23 protein-coding genes and 2 riboswitches are annotated in these 25,451 nt (G+C 63.1%); of the genes, 16 read left to right on the forward strand and 7 right to left on the reverse strand.

The window, feature by feature from the left end:
• Positions 1-170 precede the first annotated feature (170 nt).
• Positions 171-728: an NADPH-dependent FMN reductase gene (locus tag HY30_RS07365; protein WP_034738571.1), complete on the forward strand. Its 558-nt coding sequence runs from the start codon at positions 171-173 to the stop codon at positions 726-728.
• Here HY30_RS07365 and HY30_RS07370 read toward each other — a convergent pair.
• Together HY30_RS07370 and ispH are read right to left on the reverse strand one after the other, a co-directional pair.
• Positions 725-2,356, reverse strand: a complete 1,632-nt coding sequence (locus tag HY30_RS07370) for a DUF389 domain-containing protein (RefSeq protein WP_051615063.1) — start codon at positions 2,354-2,356, stop codon at positions 725-727. The two genes, HY30_RS07365 and HY30_RS07370, sit on opposite strands and share 4 nt — an antisense overlap.
• Positions 2,357-2,483: 127 nt before the next feature.
• Entirely contained in the window at positions 2,484-3,431 is a 948-nt protein-coding gene (gene ispH, locus HY30_RS07375; protein ID WP_034738574.1) for a 4-hydroxy-3-methylbut-2-enyl diphosphate reductase, read from the reverse strand.
• A gap of 112 nt (positions 3,432-3,543) precedes the next feature.
• Here ispH and HY30_RS07380 point away from each other — a divergent pair, with 112 nt between their 5' ends.
• The 6 genes from HY30_RS07380 to gcvPB all read left to right on the forward strand — a co-directional run bounded on the left by HY30_RS07380 (position 3,544) and on the right by gcvPB (position 10,761).
• Positions 3,544-4,101: a hypothetical protein gene (locus HY30_RS07380; RefSeq protein WP_034738610.1), complete on the forward strand. Its 558-nt coding sequence runs from the start codon at positions 3,544-3,546 to the stop codon at positions 4,099-4,101.
• Positions 4,102-4,104: 3 nt separating this feature from the next.
• Positions 4,105-5,874 (forward strand): arginine--tRNA ligase, encoded by a 1,770-nt coding sequence (gene argS, locus HY30_RS07385; RefSeq protein ID WP_034738613.1) that lies wholly within the window; start codon positions 4,105-4,107, stop codon positions 5,872-5,874.
• A gap of 46 nt (positions 5,875-5,920) precedes the next feature.
• A riboswitch (glycine riboswitch) is annotated at positions 5,921-6,013 on the forward strand.
• Position 6,014: 1 nt separating this feature from the next.
• Positions 6,015-6,100: riboswitch (glycine riboswitch) on the forward strand.
• A gap of 54 nt (positions 6,101-6,154) precedes the next feature.
• A complete protein-coding gene (gcvT, locus tag HY30_RS07390) occupies positions 6,155-7,312 on the forward strand; it encodes a glycine cleavage system aminomethyltransferase GcvT (RefSeq protein ID WP_034739073.1) in 1,158 nt (385 codons plus the stop codon).
• A gap of 10 nt (positions 7,313-7,322) precedes the next feature.
• Complete coding sequence (gene gcvH, locus HY30_RS07395; protein WP_034738616.1) at positions 7,323-7,715, forward strand: glycine cleavage system protein GcvH; 393 nt, start codon at positions 7,323-7,325, stop codon at positions 7,713-7,715.
• Positions 7,716-7,846: 131 nt separating this feature from the next.
• Positions 7,847-9,190 carry an aminomethyl-transferring glycine dehydrogenase subunit GcvPA gene (gcvPA, locus tag HY30_RS07400; RefSeq protein WP_034738618.1) on the forward strand — a complete coding sequence of 448 codons (1,344 nt, stop codon included), beginning with the start codon at positions 7,847-7,849 and terminating at the stop codon, positions 9,188-9,190.
• The gene (gene gcvPB / locus HY30_RS07405) at positions 9,190-10,761 is read left to right on the forward strand and encodes an aminomethyl-transferring glycine dehydrogenase subunit GcvPB (RefSeq protein WP_034738620.1); all 1,572 of its coding nucleotides are present in this window, start codon (positions 9,190-9,192) and stop codon (positions 10,759-10,761) included. Before gcvPA ends, gcvPB begins: the two co-directional genes overlap by 1 nt.
• Positions 10,762-10,764: 3 nt before the next feature.
• On the opposite strand, the gene HY30_RS07410 is transcribed toward gcvPB, so the two are convergent.
• Positions 10,765-12,135, reverse strand: a complete 1,371-nt coding sequence (locus tag HY30_RS07410; protein ID WP_034738622.1) for an acyltransferase family protein — start codon at positions 12,133-12,135, stop codon at positions 10,765-10,767.
• A 140-nt stretch (positions 12,136-12,275) separates the two neighbouring features.
• Here HY30_RS07410 and HY30_RS07415 point away from each other — a divergent pair, with 140 nt between their 5' ends.
• The 6 genes from HY30_RS07415 to HY30_RS07440 all read left to right on the forward strand — a co-directional run bounded on the left by HY30_RS07415 (position 12,276) and on the right by HY30_RS07440 (position 17,558).
• Positions 12,276-12,638 (forward strand): hypothetical protein, encoded by a 363-nt coding sequence (locus HY30_RS07415; protein WP_034738625.1) that lies wholly within the window; start codon positions 12,276-12,278, stop codon positions 12,636-12,638.
• Positions 12,639-12,709: 71 nt separating this feature from the next.
• Positions 12,710-14,113, forward strand: coding sequence for an amidohydrolase (locus tag HY30_RS07420; protein WP_034738627.1), 1,404 nt, complete (start codon positions 12,710-12,712; stop codon positions 14,111-14,113).
• Positions 14,110-15,390, forward strand: coding sequence for an amidohydrolase family protein (locus HY30_RS07425; RefSeq protein WP_034738629.1), 1,281 nt, complete (start codon positions 14,110-14,112; stop codon positions 15,388-15,390). Before HY30_RS07420 ends, HY30_RS07425 begins: the two co-directional genes overlap by 4 nt.
• A 123-nt stretch (positions 15,391-15,513) precedes the next feature.
• The gene (locus HY30_RS07430; RefSeq protein WP_034738630.1) at positions 15,514-16,251 is read left to right on the forward strand and encodes a hypothetical protein; all 738 of its coding nucleotides are present in this window, start codon (positions 15,514-15,516) and stop codon (positions 16,249-16,251) included.
• A gap of 10 nt (positions 16,252-16,261) precedes the next feature.
• Positions 16,262-16,678 carry a DUF1489 family protein gene (locus HY30_RS07435; RefSeq protein WP_034738632.1) on the forward strand — a complete coding sequence of 139 codons (417 nt, stop codon included), beginning with the start codon at positions 16,262-16,264 and terminating at the stop codon, positions 16,676-16,678.
• Positions 16,679-16,733: 55 nt separating this feature from the next.
• Entirely contained in the window at positions 16,734-17,558 is an 825-nt protein-coding gene (locus tag HY30_RS07440; RefSeq protein WP_034738634.1) for a sulfite exporter TauE/SafE family protein, read from the forward strand.
• On the opposite strand, the gene HY30_RS07445 is transcribed toward HY30_RS07440, so the two are convergent.
• From HY30_RS07445 to HY30_RS07460, 4 genes are all read right to left on the reverse strand, one after another.
• A complete protein-coding gene (locus HY30_RS07445; RefSeq protein ID WP_034738636.1) occupies positions 17,555-18,529 on the reverse strand; it encodes a HupE/UreJ family protein in 975 nt (324 codons plus the stop codon). The two genes, HY30_RS07440 and HY30_RS07445, sit on opposite strands and share 4 nt — an antisense overlap.
• Positions 18,526-19,362 carry a peptidylprolyl isomerase gene (locus tag HY30_RS07450; protein WP_034738638.1) on the reverse strand — a complete coding sequence of 279 codons (837 nt, stop codon included), beginning with the start codon at positions 19,360-19,362 and terminating at the stop codon, positions 18,526-18,528. The genes HY30_RS07445 and HY30_RS07450 overlap by 4 nt, the downstream gene beginning before the upstream one ends.
• Entirely contained in the window at positions 19,363-21,270 is a 1,908-nt protein-coding gene (locus HY30_RS07455) for a DUF3604 domain-containing protein (RefSeq protein WP_034738640.1), read from the reverse strand. It lies immediately after the preceding gene.
• 94 nt (positions 21,271-21,364) lie between these two features.
• Entirely contained in the window at positions 21,365-22,819 is a 1,455-nt protein-coding gene (locus tag HY30_RS07460; protein ID WP_034738643.1) for a TrkH family potassium uptake protein, read from the reverse strand.
• Between the two features lie 233 nt (positions 22,820-23,052).
• Here HY30_RS07460 and HY30_RS07465 point away from each other — a divergent pair, with 233 nt between their 5' ends.
• From HY30_RS07465 to HY30_RS07475, 3 genes are all read left to right on the forward strand, one after another.
• On the forward strand, positions 23,053-24,093 hold the full coding sequence (locus tag HY30_RS07465; RefSeq protein WP_034738646.1) for a Glu/Leu/Phe/Val family dehydrogenase: 1,041 nt from the start codon (positions 23,053-23,055) through the stop codon (positions 24,091-24,093).
• A gap of 80 nt (positions 24,094-24,173) precedes the next feature.
• Positions 24,174-25,007 (forward strand): universal stress protein, encoded by an 834-nt coding sequence (locus HY30_RS07470; RefSeq protein ID WP_034738648.1) that lies wholly within the window; start codon positions 24,174-24,176, stop codon positions 25,005-25,007.
• A 32-nt stretch (positions 25,008-25,039) separates the two neighbouring features.
• A complete protein-coding gene (locus HY30_RS07475) occupies positions 25,040-25,408 on the forward strand; it encodes a hypothetical protein (RefSeq protein ID WP_034738651.1) in 369 nt (122 codons plus the stop codon).
• Positions 25,409-25,451 lie beyond the last annotated feature (43 nt).

A 25,451-nucleotide genomic window follows, 5' to 3' on the forward strand; every position in this document is an offset into this window, starting at 1 on the left:
GAAGAGGCTGAAATCCGGCATCGACGCCATTATACGCCGGGGTCGATTGGGGTTGGATAAGTGCCTTCACCTCCCACGGGCTGACGGGCGCCGGAGGTGAGATTTTTAGGACCGTGCGAAACCGGGGATTTCTGGCTAGATAGGCCGATCAATTACATGGAGCGTCTGACATGACCCATATTCTTGCCATTTCGGGCAGCCTGCGGAAGGCGTCTTATAATTCAGGGCTGGTGCGTGCTGCTGAGGCGCTGGCGCTGGCGCTGGAGGGCGTGACCGTTGCCGGCATGACGCTGCATGGCATTCCGCTTTATAATGGGGACGTGGAGGCGGCCGAGGGCATTCCGGCCGCGGTGACCGCGTTGAAGGATGCGATCCGTGCGGCTGACGGCGTTTTGCTGGTCACGCCGGAATACAACAATGGCATTCCGGGCGTGTTCAAGAATGCGGTGGACTGGGCTTCGCGGCCAGCCTCGGAGATCGGCGAAATATTCGGTGGCAAGCCGGTGGCCATTATCGGCGCATCGCTGGGCGGGTTCGGGACGATCCTGTCGCAGAACCACTGGCTGCCGGTGATCCGCACGCTGGGCATGCGGCCCTGGTTCCAAGGGCGGCTGATGGTGTCGCGGGCATCTAGCCTGTTCGACGGCGAGGGCAACCTGACGGATGACGAAACCCGCAAACGGCTGAGCGATTTCGTGGCGGGGTTTGCGGCCTTTGCTGGCGCCTAAGAGCCCGGACGGATCAGGACGGTCTGGAAGCGCTGGTAGCCGAGCTGTTTCTCGTCGGCGGCCTGGCGATAGGCGCGATATTCGCCGATGGGCGTGGCGGTGATGCCGGCCTCGGTCAGGCGGTCTGCGACGACAGAGGCCCGGCGATAGGCGAGTGTCTGGTTGTCGAAGCGGCGCAGCTCGCCCGCCGTGGAAGCGTAGCCGACCGTTTCAACATTGGTGACAGACCAGTGCCGGAGCGCCCAGATACTGTCGCCGAGCACGGATTCCCCAGCCGGCGACAACACTGCTTCGCCATTGTCGAAATTGATGAGGGGCAGCTCACTTACCGGCGGCACGAGACGTATTTTCCATTCGGGGAAATTGGTCTGCAGGCCGGTTTCCATCGTGCGATAGGCCGAGATCGACAGGCCGTCATGCGGCGCCGCCATGAGCGTGGCGGTTTTGGCATCGGCATTGATATCGGCAGCGGAGAGTTCGAACGGGATGGCGGCGCGCAGCTCGGTCTCGGTCTGGCGCAGTTCGCCGAAGGTCTGCAGGCGCGAGATTTCGGCGCGCAGCGGGGCGGCGATGGATGTGTCGGCCATGCGCAGGAAGGCTTCGGCTTCGAGCGTCTTGTCCTCGTTGATGAGAACCTGGCCGAGATTGATGTCGACCGGGCGACCGAGGCGTTTGGTCAGTTCGGCAGTGAGCTGGCTGGCGGCATCCGGCACGCGGGTGCGCGTCAGAATCGTGGCGTCGATGCGGATGTCTTCGCGCTTCGGAAACTGGACCGAGACGTCGGAGACGCGGGCCTCGTTGTCGTCGAACGGGTCGAGCAGGGCGTCCTTCACCGTGTTGATGGCGGTGGCCTCATAGGCAATGTCGCGCAGGGCGATGCCGAGGGGGACAGAGAGGCCTGCGAAGACGGCGAGCACCATGGCGCTCTGGAACATGGTGCTGCGCGAGCCGTGCTCGGCGCCGAAGCCGTAGAGACGCGAGAGGACCGTGACCGAGAGGGCGATGGCCAGCAGGTTGGTCATGAAGAGGAAGAAGGAGCCCCCGGCAACGGCCATGGAACCGACGGCGAGGCCATAGCCGGTGACCGCGAGCGGCGGCATCAGGGCGGTGGCGATGGCGACGCCGACAATGGTTTCACCCTTGCGCTGGATGACGGCATAGCCGCCGGCAAGGCCGGAGAAGATGGCGACGAGCAGGTCGAAGAAGTTCGGCCGTGTGCGGGCGATGATCTCGGGCGTGATCTCGGTCAGCGGTGACAGGCGGACGATGAGGAATGAGATCGTGATGGCGGCGGCGACGCCGAGGGCCATGGTGAAAATGGCGCGACGCAGGGCGGCAAGGTCGAGGATGCTGAGTGAGAAACCCATCAGCATGATCGGGCCCATCAGGGGCGAGACCAACATGGCGCCGATGATGACGGCTGGGGAGGAGAGGAGCAGGCCGAGGGTCGCAATGGCGCAGGACATGACCGCCATGAACGCGTATCGGCCGGAAATCTGGCCTTCCTCGCAGGCATGGTCGACGACGGCTTCATGGTCGATCTTGCGGCCGAGGCGCTTGAAGAAGACGCGGGCCTGCCGGCGCCATGTGTCGAGGTTTTCGACAGCGTTGGTTTTGTCAAAGGCCATGGGTCTAGCGTCTCTTCGTCCGGTGGGGTCTGGCAGCTTTACACCAGAAATCATACGCATTCATTAGCGCGGACCGGATAGTTTATGTCTCGGTTTCGAGGTGCATCGCCCGGATGGACGGCTGAGTCTAGTCCACGAGCACGCGGGGCAGCTTGAACGTGACGGTTTCCTTGGCGGTTTCGACGCTGTCCATGGTGACGTCGAAACGGGCCCTGCAGGCGTCGATGACGCCCTGGACCAGGTCTTCCGGGGCGCTGGCGCCGGCGGTGAGGCCGAGTGTGGAGACGCCGTCGAACCAGGACCAGTCAATGTTCTCGGCGCTGGCGATGAGTTCGGCGCGGGCGGCCCCGGCGCGCAGGGCGACCTCAACGAGGCGGACGGAATTGGAACTGGTGCGTGCGCCGATCACGAGCACGAGGTCTGCGCCGGGCGCGAGGACCTTCACGGCGTCCTGACGGTTGGTCGTGGCGTAGCAGATGTCTTCCTTGTGAGGCGCGGACATCGCCGGGAAGCGGCTTTGCAGCACGGCGACGATATCGGCCGTATCATCGACGGAGAGAGTAGTCTGGGTGACGAAAGCGAGGTTGTTCGGGTCTTTCGGTACGAATCGTTCCGCATCGTCGACCGTCTCGATCAGCGTGATGGCGCCGTTTGGCAGCTGGCCCATCGTGCCGATCACTTCCGGATGGCCGGCATGGCCGATCAGGACGATTTCGCGGCCCTCGGTGCTGTGGCGTTCGGCCTCGACATGGACCTTGGAGACGAGCGGGCAGGTGGCGTCGACATAGATCATCTGGCGCGAGGCGGCCTCGGCAGGCACGGATTTTGGCACGCCATGGGCGGAAAAGATGACGGGCCGGTCGGTCGGGCATTCGTCGAGTTCTTCAACGAATACAGCGCCCATGGCCTCCAGCCGGGAGACGACATGGGCATTGTGGACGATCTCGTGACGCACATAGACGGGCGCGCCCCATTTCTTCAGCGCTTCCTCGACAATCTGGATCGCACGGTCCACGCCGGCGCAGAAGCCGCGCGGGGCGGCCAGGCGGATGGTCAGGGCGGGTCTGTCGCTCATTTAATGATCTCCTGCCTCTGCAACATTGCGCCAAGGCGCTGAGCCCTTTAACACATCTCCAGCTACAGATGGACAGGCCCTTTCTACAGGCCAAGTAAGGACACGCCGACGCATGCGCAAACTTTTACCTCTCATCGCCGTTGTCCTGCTTGTCGGTTGCCAGTCCAAGGTGGCCGAAGCGTTTGATACGCGCCAGAATGCCGGACCCTGCCCCCCGGTGGGCTCCCTCTATGACGTATCGCGCTATGTCCAGTTCGCCGATCCATCGGACGAGACCTATAACAAGATCGCTTATACCGCCGAAATCACCGATGTGCGCAGCTTCTGCCGCTATGCCGGCAAGGACCCGCTGGATGCCCAGCTGGAAATCGACTTTGCCTTCGGCAAGGGCCCGGCCGCCGACAAGGACAGCCATACCTATCCGTATTTCGTCGCCGTCACGCGCCGGAACGGCAAGGTGCTGGCCAAGGAATATTTCAATGTCGAAGGCGACTTCAACGGCAAGAAACTGGCCGGCAAGACGGAATCCTTCAGCAAGATCAAAATTCCGCGGCTGGATGAATCCATTGCCGGAACCAACTTCGAAATCGTCGTCGGGTTTGACCTGACGGCCGACCAGCTTGAGTTCAACCGCGCCGGCAAGCGCTTCCTCCTCAACGCCGACGAATAGACCATGGCCAGCCTGACGAGAGACCTGACGGCGGCCGCGGGCGCCGCTTTCTCCGCCATGGGGCTGGAGGAACGCTGGGGCGCTGTCCGCCGCTCGGACAAGCCGGAGCTCGCTGACTTCCAGTGCAATGGCGCGATGGGCGCGGCCAAGGCGGCCGGCAAGAACCCGCGCGAGATTGCTGGCGCCGTGGCGGAGGCCCTGAAGGCCTATCCGCTGGTGCTTTCAGCGGAAGTGGCCGGGCCGGGCTTTATCAATATTCGCGTGTCGGACATGGCGCTTTCAGGGCGGGCGACGGACGTGCTGGCTGACACGCTGGCGGGCGCCGAGCCTGCGCCGGACCCGCAGGTGACGGTGATCGACTTTGGCGGGCCGAACGTGGCCAAGCCGATGCATGTCGGCCATCTGCGCTCGGCCGTAATCGGCGATACGCTGCAGCGGCTGTTGCGCTTCCTTGGTGACCGGGTGACGTCGGATACGCACCTTGGCGACTGGGGCCTGCAGATGGGCCATCTCGTCACCGAGCTGTATGACGAGCAGCCGGACCTGATCTATTTCGATGCCAATTATTCCGGGCCCTATCCTGAAGAGTCGCCGGTCACGATCGAGGATCTCGGACGGCTCTATCCGGCCGCCAGCAACAAGGCCAAGGAAGACCCGGCGCGCAACCAGCGCTCGCAGACTGCCGTGGCGGAACTGCAGGCCGGGCGGCCCGGCTATCGCGCGCTGCTGAAGCATTTCATCGACGTGTCGGTGGAGGCGCTGAAAGTGGACTATGCGTTCCTGAATGTCTCGTTCGACCTCTGGAAGGGCGAGAGCGATGTCGACCACCTGATTCCCGGCCTGATCGAGCAATTCCGCACGGCTGGCCTCGCCGAGGAAAGCGATGGCGCGTTGATCGTTCATGTCGCCAAGGAGAGTGACAAGAAAGAGATGCCGCCGGTCATGCTGCTGAACTCACGCGGCGGCACGGGCTATCACACGACCGATCTGGCGACGATCGAGGACCGGATGACCACGATGCATCCGGCGCCGGAGCGCATGCTTTACGTGGTGGACCAGCGCCAGGCGCTCCATTTCGAGCAGGTATTCCGAGCGGCAGAACTGGTCGGCCTGATCGACGAAGGCCATCTGGAACATATCGGTTTTGGCACGGTGAACGGGCCAGACGGCAAACCGTTCAAGACACGCGAAGGCGGCGTGCTGCGCCTCGCTGACCTTAACGCGATGGCGTTCGAGGAGGCCGATCGCAAACTCGGCGCCGCGAACCTGCCAGAGGATATGGGCAGCGAAGAGCGGGCGAATGTCGCGCGGCTCGTCGCGGTTGCCGCCCTGCGCTTTGCCGACCTGCAGAACACGCGGACGACAAATTACGTGTTCGACCTTGACCGGTTCACGAGCTTTGAAGGCAAGACCGGGCCCTACCTGATGTATGCTGCCGTGCGGATCAAGTCGCTGCTGCGCCGGGCTGAGGCCGATGGCAATGCGCCGGGCGAGATTGCGGTGGGGCATGATGCCGAGCGGGCGCTCGTGCTGGCGCTGGATGGCTTCGGCGCAGCGCTCCTGGGCGCGCGGGAGAAGCGTATGCCGCATATATTGTGCGAGCATGTCTATGGCCTGAGCCAGGCTTTCAGCGCGTTCTATGGCGCGCTGCCGATTGCGAACGAGAGCGACGCTGCTCTGCGGGCAAGCCGGCTGGGGCTGGCGAGCGCAGTGCTGCACCAATTGGAGGCAGGCCTCCAGATTTTGGGGATTGATGTGCCGGAGCGGATGTAGCCTGCTTGCCGGGAGCCTGAATTCGGTCTAGTTCCGGAATCAATTCAAACCCTGTCCCGGGAGAGAGCAGTCCCTTGAGGCTGCCGCCGAAGGCGCAACCGCCCCGGAAACGCTCAGGCAAAAGGACCGGACAGGGTCAACACGCTGGAAAGAGGCCTTCGAGGCCTCGCCGAAGGAGCAAGCCCGTCAGTCCGGGCGGAATCTCTCAGGCGCCCAGGACAGCGGGGGCGACGGTATTTCGGCCATGGGCCGATCCGTCACCCTTTGGATTGATGGCGCCATGGCTGATGACACACACGACAACCTGAAGCGCACCCCGCTTTACGACCTGCATGAGAAGCTGGGCGCCAAGCTCGTGCCGTTCGCGGGCTATGAAATGCCTGTTCAATACCCGATGGGCGTGATGGACGAGCATAAATGGACGCGCACGCATGCAGGCCTGTTTGATGTATCCCATATGGGCCCGTGCTTCCTGTCGCTGGAAGAGGGCATTGGCGGCGGCGACGCGGCGCATGCGAAAATCGCCGCGCTTGTCGAGACGCTGGTGCCGAGCGACATTGCGGGCCTGAAGCAGGGCCAGGCGCGCCTGACGGTTCTGCTGAACGATGAAGGCGGCATCCTGGACGACCTGATCATCACGCGGCCGCTGGGCGACGAGGCGCAGGGCAGCCTCTACATCGTCGTCAATGGCGCGGTGAAGGAGCAGGACTGGGCGATCTTCGAGAAGGCGCTTGCAGGCAAGGCCGTGCTGACGCGCGCCGATGACCGCATCCTGTTTGCGCTGCAGGGGCCGGAAGCCGTGGACGTGATGAGCGATTTCTTCCCCGGCTGTGAAGAGCTGAAATTCATGCACCACATGCCGTTCGAGCTGAACGGGACGCGCTGCATCGTGTCGCGCTGCGGCTATACGGGCGAAGACGGGTTCGAAGTATTGGTGAGCCCGGCCGCGGGCCTGCCGCTGATCGACGAGATGCTGACGGATGAGCGGGTCGAGATGATCGGCCTTGGCGCGCGGGACTCGCTGCGGCTTGAGGCGGGCCTCTGCCTCTATGGGCATGACATGGACCCGTCGCGTGACCCGATTGAGGCAGACCTTGGCTGGGTGATCCAGCGCAGACGCCGCGAGGGGGGCGATTTCCCCGGCGCGGCGCGCATCCTTGCAAGCATTCAGGACGGCGTGGCCGAGAAGCGCGTGGGCATCCGCCCGCTGGAGCGTGCACCGGCACGTGAAGGCACGGCGATCGAAATTGATGGCAAGGTTGTGGGCGTGGTCACGTCCGGCGGCTTTGGCCCGACGGTCGATCATCCGGTCGCCATGGGATATGTTTCGGCGGCCCATGCGGCGCCGGGCACGAAAATCGACCTGATGGTCAGAGGCAAGGCACGGCCGGGCGAAGTGGTCGCCTTGCCGTTTGTTCCCCACAACTACAAGCGATAGGGCAGAGATTATGAGCACGAAACTGACCGAACAGGTGACGTTCTATACCGAGGAACATGAATGGGTGACCGTGCATGGCGAACTCGGCACCGTGGGCATCACCAAATTTGCGGCCGACCAGCTGGGCGACGTCGTCTTCGTCGAGACACCGGAAGTCGGCAAGGTTGTGAAGAAGGGCGACGACATGGCCGTCGTCGAGAGCGTCAAGGCGGCTTCGGACGTGTACGCACCGGTCAGCGGCGAAGTGGTCGATGCCAATGCGGTGCTGGCCGACAAGCCGGAGACGGTGAACGAGCACCCCGAGACCGAAGGCTGGTTCTGCGTGATCCGCCTGTCGCATGGCGAAGAATTGTCCGGCCTGATGGACAAGGATGCGTACATGGAATTCTGCAAGGGCCTTTAAGCGACCCGCTGCCCAGCAGCGCTCATCCCAAGCGAAGTCGAAGGATCAGAGCGCGGGCGGAAAAGACATCAAGCCAACACCTTGTCCATCGACTTCGATCAGGATGTGGTGCCACGAGAGAGACGAGACATATGCGATACCTTCCCCTCACGGATGACGACCGCAAGGCCATGCTGAAAGTGATCGGTGCCAAAAGCGCAGATGACTTCTATGGCGACGTGCCGGAATCGGCCCGCCTCGGCGGCCAGGTGGCTGGCCTGCCGGACCATCAGGGGGAGCTGGCCGTTGAGCGCCATCTCTCGAAACTCGCGGCGAAGAACCGCTCGGCCTCGTCGGGACCGTTCTTTGTCGGGGCAGGTGCGTACAAGCACCATATCCCGGCGTCGGTCGACATGGTGATCCAGCGCTCTGAATTCCTGACGACCTATACGCCATACCAGCCGGAAATCGCGCAGGGCACACTGCAGACCCTGTTTGAATTCCAGACGCAGGTTGCGGCGCTGACGGCAATGGATGTGGCGAACGCCTCCATGTATGACGGCTCGACCGCGTGCGCCGAGGCGGCCGTGATGGCCTGCCGCGTGACGCGCCGGAAGAAGGTGATCCTGTCGGGCGGTCTGCATCCGCATTATGCGGCGGCAACGAGGTTGCTGTGCGAGGCGCAGGGGCTGGAAGTTGTACACCTGCCGGTGGCCGTCGATGGCGAAATGGCGCTGGCCGAGGCCGTGGACGACCAGACAGCCTGCGTGATCGGGCAGAGCCCGAACATATTCGGCACGGTGACGGACCTGTCTGCGGTGGCGGATGCCGCCCACGAGAAGAAGGCGCTGTTCGTTTCGGTGTTTACCGAAGCCGTCGCGCTGGGCCTTGTGACGCCTCCGGGCGAAATGGGCGCGGACATTGCCGTGGGCGAGGGCCAGTCGATCGGCGTGCCGCTCGGATTTGGCGGGCCTTATGTCGGTCTCTTTGCGTGTACGGAGAAACTGGTGCGCCAGATGCCGGGACGCCTCTGCGGCGAGACGGTGGATGCCGACGGCAAGCGAGGCTTCGTGCTGACGCTATCCACACGCGAGCAGCATATCCGCCGCGACAAGGCGACATCGAATATCTGTACGAACTCAGGGCTCTGCGCGCTGGCCTTCACGGCGCACATGACGCTGCTGGGCGACAAGGGTTTGCGCGACCTGGCGCTGCTCAACCATGAAGCGGCGTGTGACCTGGCCGATGCGCTGGAAGCCGTGCCGGGCGTGGAAATCGTGACACCGCGGTTCTTCAACGAGTTTGCGTTCCGCACGCCGATGAATGCCGAAGCCGTGCTGGCGATGCTGGACGAAGCGGGCGTTGTCGGCGGCGTGCGGGCGAGCCGCTTGTTCCCGGCCGAGCATATGGGCGACGTAATCATCTGCGCAGCGACAGAGTGCACGACACCGGAAGATATTGCGGCCTATGCGGCTGCGCTGAAGGAGATTGTCTGATGACCATGAACACGCAAGGCCGCCCGACGGCACCGACATCGACTTCCGTGTCCGACATTGAGACCGTTTCGGGCTCGCGGGGGCTGTTGCAGGCTGAGGGGCTGATCTTCGAGATCGGGACCAGTGAAACGACGGGCGTTGACCTGCCGGCGCCGAAGAACCGCACGGGCCGCCTTGGCGGCGTCGCGCGGAAAGTGCCGACCGGCCTGCCGGGCCTGTCGGAGCCGGAAATGGTGCGTCACTACATGCGCCTGTCGCAGCGCAACTATGCCATCGACCTCGGCTTCTTCCCGCTGGGCAGCTGCACGATGAAGCACAACCCGCGCCTCAATGAGAAGATGGCGCGCCTGCCGGGCTTTGGCGACATCCATCCGATGCAGCCGCAGGCGACCGTGCAGGGCGCACTGGAACTGATCGACGAGTTGGCGACCTGGCTGAAGACGCTGACCAACATGCCCTTCGTGGCGATGAGCCCGAAGGCGGGTGCGCATGGCGAGCTGGCCGGCATGCTTGCGATCCGCCAGGCGCTGATTGCGCGCGGCGAAGGCGAGACACGCAAGCGCGTTCTGGTGCCGGCTTCGGCACATGGCACGAACCCGGCGACGGCTGTACAGTGCGGCTTCGAGGTTGACGAGATCAAGGCGAATGCGCGCGGCCGCGTCGACATGGACATGCTGCGGGCGAAGCTGGAGCGCACCGATGACGTGGCCGGCATCATGCTGACCAATCCGAATACGTGCGGTCTGTTCGAGACGGATATCAAGGAGATCGCCGACCTGATCCACGCAGCGGGCGGCTATTTCTATTGCGACGGCGCGAACTTCAACGCCATCGTCGGCCGTGTGCGTCCGGGCGACCTTGGCGTCGATGCGATGCACATCAACCTGCACAAGACCTTCTCCACCCCGCATGGCGGCGGCGGGCCGGGCTCGGGCCCTACTGTGCTGTCACAAGCGCTGGCGCCCTATGCGCCTGTGCCCTTCGTGGTGAAGAACGAAGACGGCGTCTATTCGCTGGTCGAGGACATGGACGGCGAAGCGAGCGAGAGCTTTGGCCGGATGGTCGCCTTCCATGGCCAGATGGGCATGTTCGTGCGGGCGCTCGCCTATATCCTCAGCCACGGCGCAGACGGCCTGAAACAGGTCGCCGAGGACGCGGTGCTGAACGCGAACTATATCGCGGCGAAGCTGAAGCACGTCATGACGCCGGCCTTCGAGGGCTATTGCATGCACGAGGCGCTGTTCTCGGATGCGTTCACGGCGGATGGCATCGAGACGCTGGATATCGCCAAGGCGCTGATCGACGAGGGCTATCACCCGATGACCATGTACTTCCCGCTGGTGGTACATGGCGCGATGCTGATCGAGCCCACCGAGACCGAGAGCAAGGCCACGCTGGACCAGTTCTGCGCCTCGCTGGAATCGATTGCCCGGCGCGCGGCGCAGGGCGACGAGACGCTCAAGGGCGCGCCTTATCTTGCCCCGGCGCGTCGTCTCGACGAGACACGCGCGGCCCGCAAGCCGGTGCTGAAGTGGACGGCGCCGGAAGGCGAAACGGTCGCGGCGGAGTAGGCCTCAGGGCGCGCCTGCCTCCGGTCCCGGCTGGTCAAAGAGCCGGGACCGAAGGTGCCTGAATCCGTGTGTCATGGGGCGCTCGATGAAGCGGTAGCTTAGCAGCGAGCCGGTGATCGAGACAGCGAGGCAGACGACGACAAAGATGACATTGTCCAGAGGTCCGGGATTCCCGAGGCTGAACAGCGGCGCCAGCGGTTCGATCCCGCCGAGTGCATCGAACGCGATCCTCATCGCGACGATGAAGAGCGTGTGCGACAGGTAGAGCGAGTAGGATGCATCACCCAGACGCACGAACGCGCGCCTGATACGGCTCAGCGACGGTATTATGGCGCGAATGGCATCCGGATACGTCTGGCCGCCATACCAGCCGGCCCAGAAGGTTGCCAGCATCGCAAGTATGCCTACCGCGCTGGCGACGATTGTGCCGCCGAGGCGCAATGGGAAAGGGGTGTCATCGCCGGTGCCGTAGAGCTGATAGACGAGCAGCGTCACCAGCAACAGGACGGCTGCCGGAACGATCCATGACAGACGGCGGGTCCGCTCAAGCGTGACTACGCCATAGATGAGGGCGGCACTCGGAAAACCGTACAGCATCACGCGTCCCCATTGCAGCGTGTGCGTTGTGATCTCTCCCTGAATGCACAGCGATGCGCCCAAGGCCACGACTGCTAGTAGCGTGATCGTGCCAGCGCGCCATGCAAGGCCCGAACAGACGAGCATTCCTGTCGCTGCCCCCATGATAAATTCCATGGTCATCGGGAAGAAGACAAGGGCCGGAATATCCACGGGGCGAGGCCCCGACAATCCCAGGGACCAGCCGCCAATAACAAGCAGGCCCCAGGCCAGCAGGAAGAGTGGAAGCCAGCTCCGCTTGGCCAGTAGGATCAATGTGAAAACGAGATAGAAATAGACCTCGTGGACAAGGGTCCAGCCAACACCGAGGACGGGGTCATCGTTCTGCGGCAAGAGCAGGAAAGACTTGAGTAGATAGGGCGCGAAGGCTTCGGAGTGCAAAAAGGATTGCCACCTTTCCCCCACGCCGATGGTTCCGTGGAAGCCCACGAGGTAGATGGTCATGATGCCTGCAAAGAACCACCAGATCGGATAGATGCGCGTCAGCCGGCCGAACAGAAAGTCCGCTGCCGTGCGCACGCCCGCCTTGTTGCCTTCTGTGACCACAACCATGATGAAACCGGAGATGACAAAAAACAGGTCCACGCCGGCGAACCCGTTGTTCACGAAGCCGTTGAGGAATGGCATTTCGGCAAGGCCGTTGCCGCCAATGGCCAGCACTTCCTGCGCGCGGATATGATAAAGGACGACCAGCAGTGCCGCGATGCCGCGCAGGATCTGGATGGACTGTAGTTTCATGCCGTCCTCATGCCCTGTTGCCGCATTTGACAGCAATAATCTTCATGTTTGTAGCAATCGGGTAACGGTGTTGCCAGACTTTGAACACATCCTGATGATTTCGTTGGCTGGACCGAAATTAATCCCCATATCATCCGCGAATGGCTGACGACGAAGCGACCGACATGACCGAAACATCCTCCCTGCCGGCCGCCAAGCCGGTTCTTGCATTGCGTTCCGGTTTCAACACCGCGTTCCGCCAGCTGCTGGCGCTGATCGGCCTATTCATGATCGCGCTCTCGATTCCGATCGGCATCATGACGCCGCTCATCCCCATTGGCCTGCCTTTCGGCATCCTTGGTGTGATCCTGCTGGGTCGCAACTCGGTCTGGGGCCATCGCTGGATGGAAGGGGTGCTGCTGCGCCATCCCCAGGTCGAACGGTTTGCCCCGAACTGGCTTATGAAGCTGGTTTTTGGTCGTGAGAAGAAAGTTTCGCCGCGTAAGGCGTCTCGCAAGGCATAGGCCCCTTGCCCCATGCGCAATTCTAGGGACAATTGGCCTGGAATTGATTGCTGTAAGCGGGGCTGAAGCAAATGAACCGAGTTTCCCTGGCGGGCATGCTTTGCATGGCCCTGGCACTGGCCGCATGCGGCGGTAAAAAAGACGCAGACAAAACGGACAGGATCACGGTTCCGAAGGACCCGTTCCCGTCGACCTATGCGGCCTATCCGAACGATCCTGTTTTCATCTCGAATGCCACTGTCATTGATGGCGAAGGTGCGCTCATTGAGAAGGGCAGCCTGCTCATCGTGGACGGGAAGATCTCTGCCATTGGCAAGGATCTCGAAGCGCCGGCCGATGCCAAGAAGATCGACGCCTCCGGCCGCTGGGTAACGCCCGGCATTATCGACAATCACAGTCACTTGGGCGCGTACCCTTCGCCGGGCGTCAGCTCGCTCAGTGACGGCAACGAGATTTCGGCGCCGGTGACAGCGGAAGTCTGGGTGGAGCACAGCGTCTGGCCGCAGGACCCCGGTTTCTCGCGGGCGCTGGCCGGCGGCATCACCTCGCTGCAAATCCTGCCGGGCAGTGCCAACCTGTTCGGTGGGCGGGGCGTGGTGCTGAAAAATGTGCCCAGCCGCACGGTGCAGGGCATGAAATTTCCCGGTGCACCCTACACATTGAAGATGGCCTGCGGCGAGAATCCGAAGCGCGTCTACGGCTATGGCGGTGGACGCTACCCAGGCGGCGCGCCCTATTCGCGCATGGGCAATGTCGCCGGTTACCGCGCGGCCTGGATCCAGGCGACCGACTACAAGCGCAAGTGGGACAAGTACGAGAAGGAGGGCGGTGAGGCACCGACGCGCGACCTTGAGCTCGACACGCTGAAGGGCGTGCTCGACGGCGACATCCTTGTTCACATGCATTGCTACCGCGCCGACGAGATGGCGCAGGTCATGGATATCTCGAAGGAATTTGGCTACAAGGTCACCGCCTTCCACCATGCGGTCGAGGCCTACAAGATTGCCGACAAGCTGGCCGAATATGGCGCCTGTTCGTCCATGTGGGCCGACTGGTGGGGCTTCAAGATGGAAGCCTATGACGGCATCAAGGAAAACATCCCGCTGGTGCACAAGGCCGGTGCCTGCGCGATCGTGCACTCTGACAGCGAGGTTGGCATCCAGCGCCTGAACCAGGAAGCGGCCAAGGCCTGGGCCGATGGCAAGAAGATCGGCATCAACATTCCTGAAGAGGAAGCCTGGCAATGGCTGTCGCTGAATCCGGCGAAATCGCTCGGCATCGATACCAAGACCGGCAGCCTCGTGCCCGGCAAGATGGCCGATGTGGTGATCTGGTCCGGCAATCCCTTCAGTGTCTACAGCAAGGCCGACCAAGTCTATATCGACGGCGCTCTGATGTATGATCGCAGCGATGCGGCCCATCGCCCGGTATCGGATTTTGAACTTGGCCAACCCGGTGAAGGAGACCTGAAATGAGCGCGCGTCATATTGCCGGCCTGATCGCTGTCGTCGCGAGCCTTGCGCTTCCGGTTGTTGCTGAACCCGTTGCCATTGTTGGCGGCAAGGTCTGGACCGGTACGCGGCAGGGCACAGTTCCCAGCGGCGTTATCGTCATCGACAAGGGCCGCGTTGTGTCTGTCGACAAGGCAGGGTCGCCCGTGCCGCTGGATGCCACGGTGATTGATGCCGGTGGCAAATGGGTCACGCCGGGCATTATTTCGGCCTTTTCCCGGATTGGCATCGTGGAAGTCGATGCCGAGAAGCCGACCGATGACACGTCTGCCGGTGAGTCCGACTTTTCCGTGGCACTGGATGCGGCGGACGGGTTCAACCCCGATGCAACGGCCATTGCCGTGACCCGCATTGAAGGCGTCACGCGAGTGGTTGTGGCACCCGAGGCCAGTTCCAACCTGTTCGCAGGTCAGGGCTTTGTCGCTGATACCAGCGGCTCTGTGGACACGGAGATTGACCGCAAGGCGTTCCTTCTGGTGTCGCTCGGCGAAGAGGGGGCATCGCTTGCGGGTGGCTCCCGCCCGGCCGCCTGGGCCCAGCTTCGCGCTTCGCTGGACGATGCGAAATCCTATCCGGCCCGCTACCTTGCGAGCAATGAAGGCACGGCGCTGGACCGTGTGGATGCCGGAGCCCTCGTGCCGGCCGCCAGGGGCCAGCAGCTGATCCTGATCGAGGCCAACAAGGCGAGCGACCTCAACGCCATCATGGACTTTGCCGAGGCCAACGAGGATCTCGACATTGCCATTGTCGGCGCGGACGAGGGCTGGCGTGTTGCGCCGCGCCTCGCCAAGGCGGGCATTCCGGTGATCGTGGATTCCTATTCGAACCTGCCGGCCAGTTTCGAACGGCTCGGTGCGACGGGCGAGAATGCAGCGCGCCTGCGGGCGGCCGGTGTCACGGTGGCCATCGCGGCGATCAGCGACGGTACGCATAATGCGCGCCTCGCCATGCAGATCGCCGGCAATGCGGTTGCCAACGGCCTGCCGCACGAGGATGCCATGGAAGCGCTGACGACGGCGCCAGCGGCCATATTCGGCCTGCAGGGGCTGGGTGTGATCGGGCCGGGATCGCGCGCGGATATCGTCGTATGGGATGGTGATCCGCTGGAAGTTACGTCCAATCCGGATGTCGTGATGATCGATGGCGTGGTGCAATCCATGGTGACGCGTCAGAGCGAATTGCGGGACCGCTACCTCAAACTCGACAAGCGGGACCTTCCGCTGGCCTATGTGAAGCCCTGACTGTCTGTTCAACTCCCATAAATCCTTCGCGGTCTAGGATGGCCGCTTGAGACACTTTTTTGACCCGATTGCCGCACGGTTGCCGCAAATAGGGACATAAGTGGAATTGGGATGGTTTGATCTATGTGGCTTGCACTGCTGATGGCGCTGACGATGGTGACGGGGTCTGGTCCGATGGACGAGGCCCTGTCGGCAACCGAGGCGCCCAAGACCTTGCGGGCTGCCTTCACCGTGGAATTGCGCAGCGACCATGCCCGCCGCGTCTATGCGTTCGACCCCCGCAAGACAGGTGCCGAGCGCTGGCAGGTCGTTGACTGGCAGGGCGAGGACGACGAGCTGGAAGAGGTGGCGGCAAATTGGGCCGCTGAACCCGCGCCGGATGGCCGGCTGTTTCCCGATGACCTGCGTGCGAGCCTCGGGCGCAGCGTGGAGGTCAATGACGAGGGCCATGCCTGGCAGATATCGTTCCGGCATACGCCCTCAAGGAATGATGGCGAGTTTGACGTCTGGGCCGCGCAGCGCCTGCAGGCGACGGCGTGGCTGGACCCTGTCGGCGAGCGCTTTCTCAGGATCGACTATATGCTGCCAAAACCCGTTTCCGGGCCTGAAGGCGGCACGCTGACCAAGTATAACCAAAGCTATTTCCTGCGCACCGAACCGCGCTGGGGCATGAGCTATGTCTCGGGTTTCTCCATCGAGCTTGAAGCCCGTGCGGCCTTCCGGAAGATCGAACGGCGCTATTCCGCCAATATCGTGAAAGTTGATTTCTTCTTCGCCAGCGCCGAAGCGCAGAAGGCGTTTGAAGACGACCGCACAGTCAAACCGCAATTGATGACTGGATTGAGCGGCCCGGCACGCTAGACTCCTCGCCATGACGATTCACATGGTGAAACTGTGCGTAGGAGCGGAAACGGTCGAGGACCTGGCCGACTGGCAGACACGTCAGATGCAGCGCCTCGACAATCCTGTCCACCACACCCGCATGAGCCCCAAGCGCGCCGGGGAAATGCTCGATGGCGGCTCGATCTATTGGGTGATCAAGCGGGCGATCCGGGTGCGCCAGCGCATTATCGACATTCGTGCGGTGGCAGACGAGACGGGCCGCGACATGTGCGAGCTGGTGTTCGATCCAAATCTTGTACGCACCTATGCGCAGGCGAAAAGGCCCTTCCAGGGCTGGCGCTACCTGAAGCCGACCGATGCGCCGCGCGACCTGAAGACCGGCGAAGCGGCGCTCGACATTCCGCCAGATCTCGACGCGGCGCTGAAACAGGCCGGCGTCTGGTAGGCGCTGGCCCGAACGCTGCCATCGACAAGGCCCATGCCGCCCGCTAAGCGGAAACATGACCGATCTTTTCCTCCAGTACTGGCCGCTCCTCCTCAGTCTAGCCGTCGCGGGCGCTGCAGCGGGCCTTGCGGCCGGCATGTTCGGCATTGGCGGCGGCGCAGTGATCGTGCCGGTGCTTTTCTTCCTGTTTGACGGCATGGGCTATGGCGAGACGGCGATGCATGTCGCGGTGTCGACCTCGCTGGGCACGATCATCCTCACCTCCATTCGCAGCGTAATGGCGCACAATGGCCATGGCGCGGTTGACTGGTACATCATCAAGTCATGGGCGCCCTGGATCGTGCTGGGCGCGCTGATCGGCATGGGGCTGAGCGGGTTCCTGTCCAAGCGGGCCCTGCTGGGTATTTTCGGGACGATGGGCTTTGTCCTCTCGGCGCAGCTGTTCTTCGGGCGGCCAACATGGCGGCTGGCGGAAGAGATGCCCAAAGGCGCGACGCGGATGGGGCTTGGAACGGCTATTGGCGCGCTGTCGGCCCTGATGGGGATTGGCGGGGGCACGTTCGGCGTCAGCCTGATGACACTCTATGGACGGCCGATCCACCGGGCTGTGGCAACGGCGGCCGGCTGGGGCGTGGCGATTGGCCTGCCTTCGGCGATTGTGGCGGTGTTTATTGGCTGGGGGCATGAGGGGCTGCCGCCGTTTTCGCTCGGCTATGTGAACCTGGCGGCCTTTGCGCTGATCTCGGTGTTCACGGTGACGATGGCGCCGGTCGGGGCCAGGCTGGCGCATAGTCTCGACGCTGTCCTGTTGAAGCGCCTGTTTGCGGTGCTGCTGGCGCTGGTGGCGGCGCGGATGCTGTACAAGGCGCTTGGGTTCTAGGCGGCGAGAACACCGACGATGCGTTCGATTGCCCAGTAGGCGCCCACAATCCCGATGCAGTAGGCGGCCACGAAACGGACTGGCGCATCCGGCATGCGGGCGAAGCGTCTCGCGAGGAAAACGCCGAGCAATACGGCCCCCACGAAGAAGACCTGACCGGCCTCGACGCCCACGTTAAACAGCAGCAGCGCCAGCACTTCGGCGCCCTTGGGCAGGCCGATTTCCGACAGCGCCCCGGCAAAGCCGAAACCATGGATAAGCCCGAAACCAAAGGCGATCAGCCATGGCTTGCGCTGGCTGAGCGTCTCGCGTCCACGCACGCGGTAGATGGCTTCGACGCCGAGCAGCGCAATGCTCATGGCGATGGTTATCTCGACCGGCGGGCCTGGCAGCGTAATGCCGCCAAGGGCTGCAGCCGCAAGCGTAATGGAATGGGCGAGGGTGAAGGCGGTGACAGTGGGCAGCAGTTGGCGCGGACGGACGAGGAGGATGAGGCCGAGGACGAAGAGGAGGTGGTCGTAGCCGAAGAGGATGTGTTCGACGCCGATGCGGAAGTAGGTGGCGGTGGGGGCGCCGGTGGGTGAGGAGAGGTCGAGTTGCAGCGAACCGGGGCGAAGGACCGTGGAGAGATCGTCGCCTGTCAGGCGGTTCACGCGCACGAAGGCGTCTGTGAGCGTGCGTTCAAGTCCGGCGATTTCGATATGGCCGGTGGAGAGGTCGCAGGCCATGTCCCAGCGCTGGATAAGGGTGCCGGCGGCGATTTCGCTGCGTTCGTGCGCGCGGGTGCACTTTGCGGGAAAGACGGGGTCGAGCTTGAGGCGCCTGCCATCCAGCACGGGCTGTTTCCAGGTGACCGCGAACTGGCCGGGATCTGTTTCAGTCACTTCGAGATAGGCCGGGCGCACTTCATGGGCGGCCGCAGGCAGCGCGGCGCAGAACAGCGCCAGAAGGGCGAGGAGAACGCGTCTCATTCGGCGCCTTCGATATGGACCTTGTAGCGGCTGATGATGTCGGCAATGGCCTTGTCATTGGCCGCGCGCAGGGCCTCGTCGTGCCAGTCGGATTCGACATGATCGCGGACGTCTTCAAAGGGCTGAAGACGGTCCTCTTCAAGGGCGACAATGTGCACGAGATGCTGGCCGAATGCCGAGGAGACGGGACCTTGCCATTCGGGGCCGGCCTTGAGGGAAAAGAGGGCCCTGGCGAAGTCTGCACCGAACAGGCGAACGGTTTCGCGTATGGGGAGATCACCATAGGCGCGCTGGAGCATGAAGGGATCTCCGAGGGTACGCCAGTCCACCGGAGTGGGGCCGTTGAGGGACTTCAGGAGGGATTCCGAGTCCATTCCCGGGGTATTCCCGGACCGTTCCGGGTTTAAATAGACGTGTTCGAACGTGATGCTCGGAGGGAGCGTGTAGCTTGCCTTGTGGTCTTCGTACCATTTGCGCAAGGTCGCCTCGGAGGGCGCTGGCGTGTCGGCCAGGTCGGAGACCATGAAGCTCATCTTCTGGGCAAGGCGGCGTTCGATGATCGTGTCGCCGACATCGAGGCCGAGCCGCCGGGCTTCGCGGGCGAGGGCTTCGTCGCGGACCTGATCGGTGACCATCGCGGCCATGTCCTCGGGCGAGGGCAGGGCGCCGGATTCAGAGGCATAGAGCGCGGCCATGCGCTCCATGTCTTCCTCGGTGACGGTGATGGTTCCGTCACGCGCGTCGGCATAGGCCGTCCACGCCGCATGGCCGGCAAAAACCAAGGCTGCGACGAGGACGAAATGGACGAGGGGTTCGCGGAGCAGAGCGCGCATCTAGGCCGGCGGAATGTACCAGATCGGCGATGTGTAGGCGCGTTCCTGGATGGTTGTAGGCAGGTCAGGGTTGGGCGGGGTGCCGTTGCGATTGGCTTCCCATGTCGACCAGCGGCAGGTCGGGTTTTCGAGTACGCGCACATAATAGGTCGCGCGCTGGGCGGGATCGAAGTCTGGATCGGTCCAGAGTGCTTTCAGCTCACCCGCGCCTGTGCCGGCGCTGGTTTCGCAGGTCGCGATGTCGACGCTGGCGCCATTGTCGGGGCAACGATGATTGGCATCCGGCACGGCGCCGCCGGAGCAGGCCGCGTCATAGACGGCTTCGCCGCCGCTGGTGACCTTGACGACCTGGACCCGCTGGAGCGGGGCAGAATTGGAATCCTGCATGGCCCAGGCGATGAAGTGTGGCGCAGCGCCTGCGCCGACAAGGTCGCCGCCCATTGGCACGCCGCCAGCATAGGCCTGCTTGGCAAGGTCCGGGCTGGTCAGCATGGCGTCGGTATAGTTGAAGCCGCCGAAGAAGCGCACTTTCATGCGCGGCCCGGTGGTGGCGAAGGTTTCCTTGCGGCGGAACGCATCAAATATGGAATCGCGTGTGTTCTCTTCGGCCCAGACCCCAGTGAGGCCGGAGGCGGACCAGCGCGAGAACCAGTTCTTTGCATTCATGGTCGTCTGATTGTCGGGTTGATCCGCCCAGTCTGTGATGCCCGGCATGGGCACGGAGCCGCGCTGGAAGGGCAGGCCGTCGACGATGCCGATTTTCGACCAGTAATCCTTCTCGGAATAGGAGCCACCAGCGACGTGGCTGTCAGAGGCCGCGGTGAGGCCGAAGTGGAAGGGGTCGAAGCCCTTTTCTTCCTGAAGTTTCAGGCCGTTGCGATAGGCTTCGCGGACATAGGAGCCGCTGGTTTTCGAGACGTTGTAGCTGCCGAGCAGTTCGTCATAGATTTCGAAATTGGCCCATTCGTCGTTCGGCGAAAGGTCCGGGTGGGTTTCGGATGTGCCCTTGACCTGCGTGACTTCGACAAGCGGTTCGTTGCGCATGCGCTGCTCGGCATAGGCCGCGTCGATCGGGTCGCCATTATAGGTTTCCAGCCTGAACATCTGGCCGTCGGAGACGTTGGAATTGTGCGGGATGGCAATGGACTCGCGCCCCTCGGCGCGCTGCTGGTCCATCCAGTCCCACAGGTCTTCCGGATTGGTGGAATCGAGGGTCGAGAAGGCGCGGTCCGGCGCCTCGCCGCGGAAGAAGACGTTGCGGTGGAGGTTGCCGCCGCCAAAGCCTCCGTCGTCGCTCTGTGTCGTGACGGAGGTGAACTCGTAGGCCGAGAAGGTCGTGAAGACGCCGGGCTCGTTATACTTCTCGGCGGCGTCGATGTTCTCCTGCCAGACGGATTTGATTGTCGGCTCGTCATACATGTCTTCGATTTTCTCGCCGGAGCGGACCGAGGCGCCAACGCCCTGGAAGGCGGCGACGATCTTGTCGGGATCGGTGGAGAACATGTCCTTGGCGCGCGGCAGCTCCGACAGCGCGGTGCCCTTGGTGTTCATCGCGGGCAGTATGCCGAGATATTCGGCATGGTCGGTGACGGTGTAAAAGTCGAGCGGGCCGCCGGCGATGGTCATGTCGAAGCCGGAGGGGTGCTTGATCGTCTCGCCCTTGGCGAAGCGGTAGGCATCATCGGCCGTGCGCCGGACGTTGAAGATATAGGCGTCGAAACTGTTGCGCGTGTGGATGTGCATGTCGCCGAAATAGGCGTTGCGGTCTGCATTGTAGCCGGGCGTTGCGCCTTCGGGCACGACAACTTCCGGCGCGGCGGCCTGTTCGACAGGGGCTGGTTCGGTCTTGTTGCCGCTACAGGCGACAAGTGCGAGCGCCGTACTGGCGAGCGTCAGGGTCTTCCACATTTTTACTATTCCTCCCACGGGCGCGTTTGTTGCGCTCTCATGGGAGTTGTTTTTGCAGTGATTGTGCCAGTTGTCCAGACGGTCCGGAGGAAGTTTAGCCCTGCCAGAAGCGACGGGTTAGCACGACGAAAACCGAGATGAACTCCAGCCGCCCCAGCAGCATTGCGATGGCGCAAATCCATTTGGCCACGTCGGGAAGGGTCTGGAAAGTGGAGGACGGACCGATCCGCTCGCCAAGGCCGGGGCCAACGTTCGAGACGCTGGTGGCCGAGGCGGAGATCGCCTCCATGGCATTGAGGCCGCAGAGCGAAAGGAGCGCGGCGGCGATCATGAAGGTGGAGATGAAAAGGAAGAGAAACACCATGACCGACTGAAGCGTTTCCTCGTCGAGCGTGCGCCCGCCATAGCGCACGGGGGTGCGCCGGTGCGGCATGGTCATCTTGTGGGAATAGGCGACGAGGGCCTTGGCTGTGATTTCAAGGCGGAACATTTTAAGGCCGCCCGCCGCCGAGCCGGCGCAGCCGCCGACGAAGGTGATGCAGAGGAAGAGGGCCATCATGGGCTGGCCCCAGGTGTCATAAGGAGCCGACGCGTAGCCGGTGCCGGTCATGACGGACACGACGTTGAAGAGGCAGGTTTTGAGGCCATTCAGCATGGGGTCGACATCGGCGGTGTCGATCACGTTCTCATAATAGACGGTGACGATGAGCGTAAGCACGGCGGCGAGCATGAAATAGAAGCGCGGCTGGGGGTCTTTCAGGAGCGGCATGGGGCGGCCCTGCAGGACCAGCATGGCCATGAGGCTGAAGGGCAGGCCGGCAAACATCATGAAGGGCGCCGCAATCCAGGCCGCTGGCGTATCGTTGAAATAGCCGAACGAGGCGTCATGGGTGGAGAAGCCGCCAGCCGACATGGTGGTCATGGCGTGCGTGACGGCATCGAACCAGCTCATGCCGGCGAGGAAATAGAGCAGGGCGCAGAGCGAGGAAATAATCAGGTAGGTGAACCCGAGATAGGCGGCGATGTCGGTGATGCGCGGCAGGAACTTGCCGGAAATGTCGGAGCTTTCGAGCTGGAACAGCTGCATCCCACCGACGCGCAGCTGGGGCAGGATCGCGATGGCGGCCACGATAATGCCGATGCCGCCGACCCACTGGATGATGGCGCGCCAGAGAAGGAGGCCGCGCGGGAGGTCGTCGAGGCCGGTGAGGACCGTCGCGCCGGTCGTCGTCATGCCGGAAATCGTCTCGAAGGAGGCGTCGGTAATGCTCATGCCCGAGGCGACGAAAGGGATGGCGGCGATGGCGGGCAGGAAGACCCAAGCCATGACCGTGAGCAGGAAGGCTTCGCGCTGGCCGGTGCGTTGGTCGCCGCCGCGCGACAGAATCCAGAGGCAGGCGCCGATAAAGATGGAGCCGAAGGCCGAAACGGCAAAAACGTGCGATTCCGGGCGTTTATCGGCAAAATCCATCAATGCGCACGGGATCATCGCTGCGCCGAGCAGGACGGTCATGATGCCGATGGCGAGGAAGATGGGGCGTAGCTGCATTTTACGCGCGGACGATACGCTGCAAATCCTGCGAAGACGTCAATTTTCTTAAGGTTAACAAGAGGTATCCAAGGGCAGGTGCCAGTGCGGCACGGGGGCAGGCAGGTCTGGGTAGCAATCAGGCAAGGATTGGGCCATAGGCGGCTGTGTCGCGGGGCCGTATTGATTGACCCAGCGGAAGTAAGAACTTAAAGCCCACGTATCGTTTCATTTGCAACTAATGGCATCCTCCCATGTTCGATCACCCTTCCTATGACGCCCATGAGGGCGTGCACCTTTTCCAGGACGAAGCGAGCGGACTGAAAGCCATTATTGCGATCCATTCGACGGCGCGCGGCCCGGCCGCTGGCGGCACGCGGATGTGGGATTTCGCCAATGGCGAGGCCATGTTGCGCGACGTGCTGCGCCTCAGCCAGGGCATGAGCTACAAGAACGCCATGGCCGACCTGCCGCTGGGCGGTGGCAAGGCCGTGATCTGGGGCAATGCGAAGACCGACAAGTCGCCGGACCTGTTCCGGGCCTTTGGCCGGGCGGTGGAAAGCCTGCAGGGGCGTTACTACACGGCCGAGGATGTCGGCATCGATGTCGCGGACATGGAGATCGTGCGCCAGGAGACGGCCTATGTGGCGGGCCTCGACAAGGGCGAGGCGGCGAGCGGTGACCCGTCGCCGATTACGGCGCGGGGCGTGTTCCTGGGCATTGTCGAGACAGCCAAGCGCGCGCTGGGCAGCGGCGACCTGAAGGGGCGGACCGTGGCGGTGCAGGGCGTTGGATCGGTCGGCGCGCATACGTGCGATCATCTGGCAGAGGCCGGGGCCAACCTGATCATCACCGATATCGACCAGGCGGCGCTGCAGGCCGTGTCGGCGCGCACCGGTGCGCGTATCGTGGGGCCGGACGAGATCTATGATGTGGAGGCGGATATCTTTTCGCCCTGCGCGCTGGGCGCCATCATCAACGAGCAGACGCTGGGCCGCTTCAGGGTCAAGGCGATTGCCGGGGGCGCGAACAACCAGCTGGTCATGCCGGAAATGGGCGAGCTGCTGCGCCGCAAGGGCATTCTCTATGCGCCGGATTATGTGATCAATGGCGGCGGCATCATCAATGTGGCGGCCGAGATTTCCGGCAATTACTCCCGCGAGTGGGTGGACGCAAAACTGGCGCGCCTCGTCGAGACGCTGGGCGATGTGCTGGACGAGGCCCTGTCGCATGGCAAGCCGACCAATCAGGTTGCGGACAGAATCGCGCGGGAACGGATTGCCGCAGCCCGCTAGGGGTTTTTGCGTAGTTCGCCGAACGGTGCCCGGATGGTAGGTTGTCTCTCAGGAGCAATCCATCAGGAGGTACATGTGTCATGTCCGTTGTTGCCGTATTACAGGGAACTGAAGCCGAAGATCGCCAGACCACGCTTGCCGCGATAGAGATTGCGCGGCGCCTGAACACGCCTGTCACGGGTCTGTTCGCGCTGCCGGATCCGATGGCCGTGCTGATGGTGTCGACCTCGCCGGAAATGGCGTCGATTTCGCCCAGCATGACGCAGAGCATGATCGACCAGCAGGCGGCGATGACGGAGATCGCCAAGGCGGCCTTCCATGATGCGACAAGTACCGGCGCGCATGGGCTGGACTGCGACTTTTTCCATGAGGTGAATACGGTGGAGCGGGCGAGCGCGAATGCCGCGACGCTGGCCGATGCCGTCGTCTTCCCGCGCTCCGCCGCGACCGTGGGTGGGCCGCTCTACATGGCTTTCGAGCATGTGATGATGGAAGCGCGCCTGCCGCTGGTTCTAGCGGGTACGGACAGTATTCCGGCCGGGCCTGTGATCATTGCCTGGGATGGCAGCAATGGCGCCGCGCGGGCCGTGCGTTTCCACTTGCCGCTGATCCGCGCCTTTGGCGACGTGATCATTGCGCAGGCGCCGAAGGACCTGGAGCGCGATGCAGCGCGGCCGGTGGCCGAACCGGGGACACTGGAAGACTGGCTGAAACGCCATGATGTCAGCGTGAAAGTTGCGGCCATTGAGGGCGATGTATCGGGCGGCCTTCTCGCATTGGCCAAGGGCAGCGGGGCTGCAATGATCGTGGCCGGGGCCTATGGGCACTCGCGGCTTGGCGAACGTCTGTTCGGCGGGACGACGCGGCATCTGCTGTCGGCAAAGGATGCCCCGGCACTGGCGCTGGCGCGCTGAACGCTTTCCTCTTTGAGATAATGGAGACTTCGATGGCCCTTAGCCGCATCACACTACAACTGGCCCGTAATCCCGGGCTGCCCGCTGGCGATCCGGCCCGTGGTTACACGCTGGTCGCGCCGCTGACGCCTGATGCGCATCTTGATGTCGAGGCCTGGCGGGAAAACCGCAAGGCGTGCCGGGTCGTGCGCTTCTCGCCGGCAGAGGACGAGCATGCCGACGGGCGGCTGACGCATCGCGGGGACCACTGGTTCTTCCATTATGACGAGGACGATGAAGGCGACGACGAGGCGGGCTATCGCCTTGGCGAGCATGTCTTCAAGGAAGGCGAATACGTGACCGTGGCGAGCTTTGGCGAAGAGCCGCTGACCTATAAGGTGACCGACGTCTCCAGCCTGTAATCGGTTCGCGCAAGGCGGCCGAATTCTGGTATCCGGGACGTGT

Source organism: Hyphomonas chukchiensis, from assembly GCF_000682695.1.
Taxonomy (GTDB): domain Bacteria; phylum Pseudomonadota; class Alphaproteobacteria; order Caulobacterales; family Hyphomonadaceae; genus Hyphomonas; species Hyphomonas chukchiensis.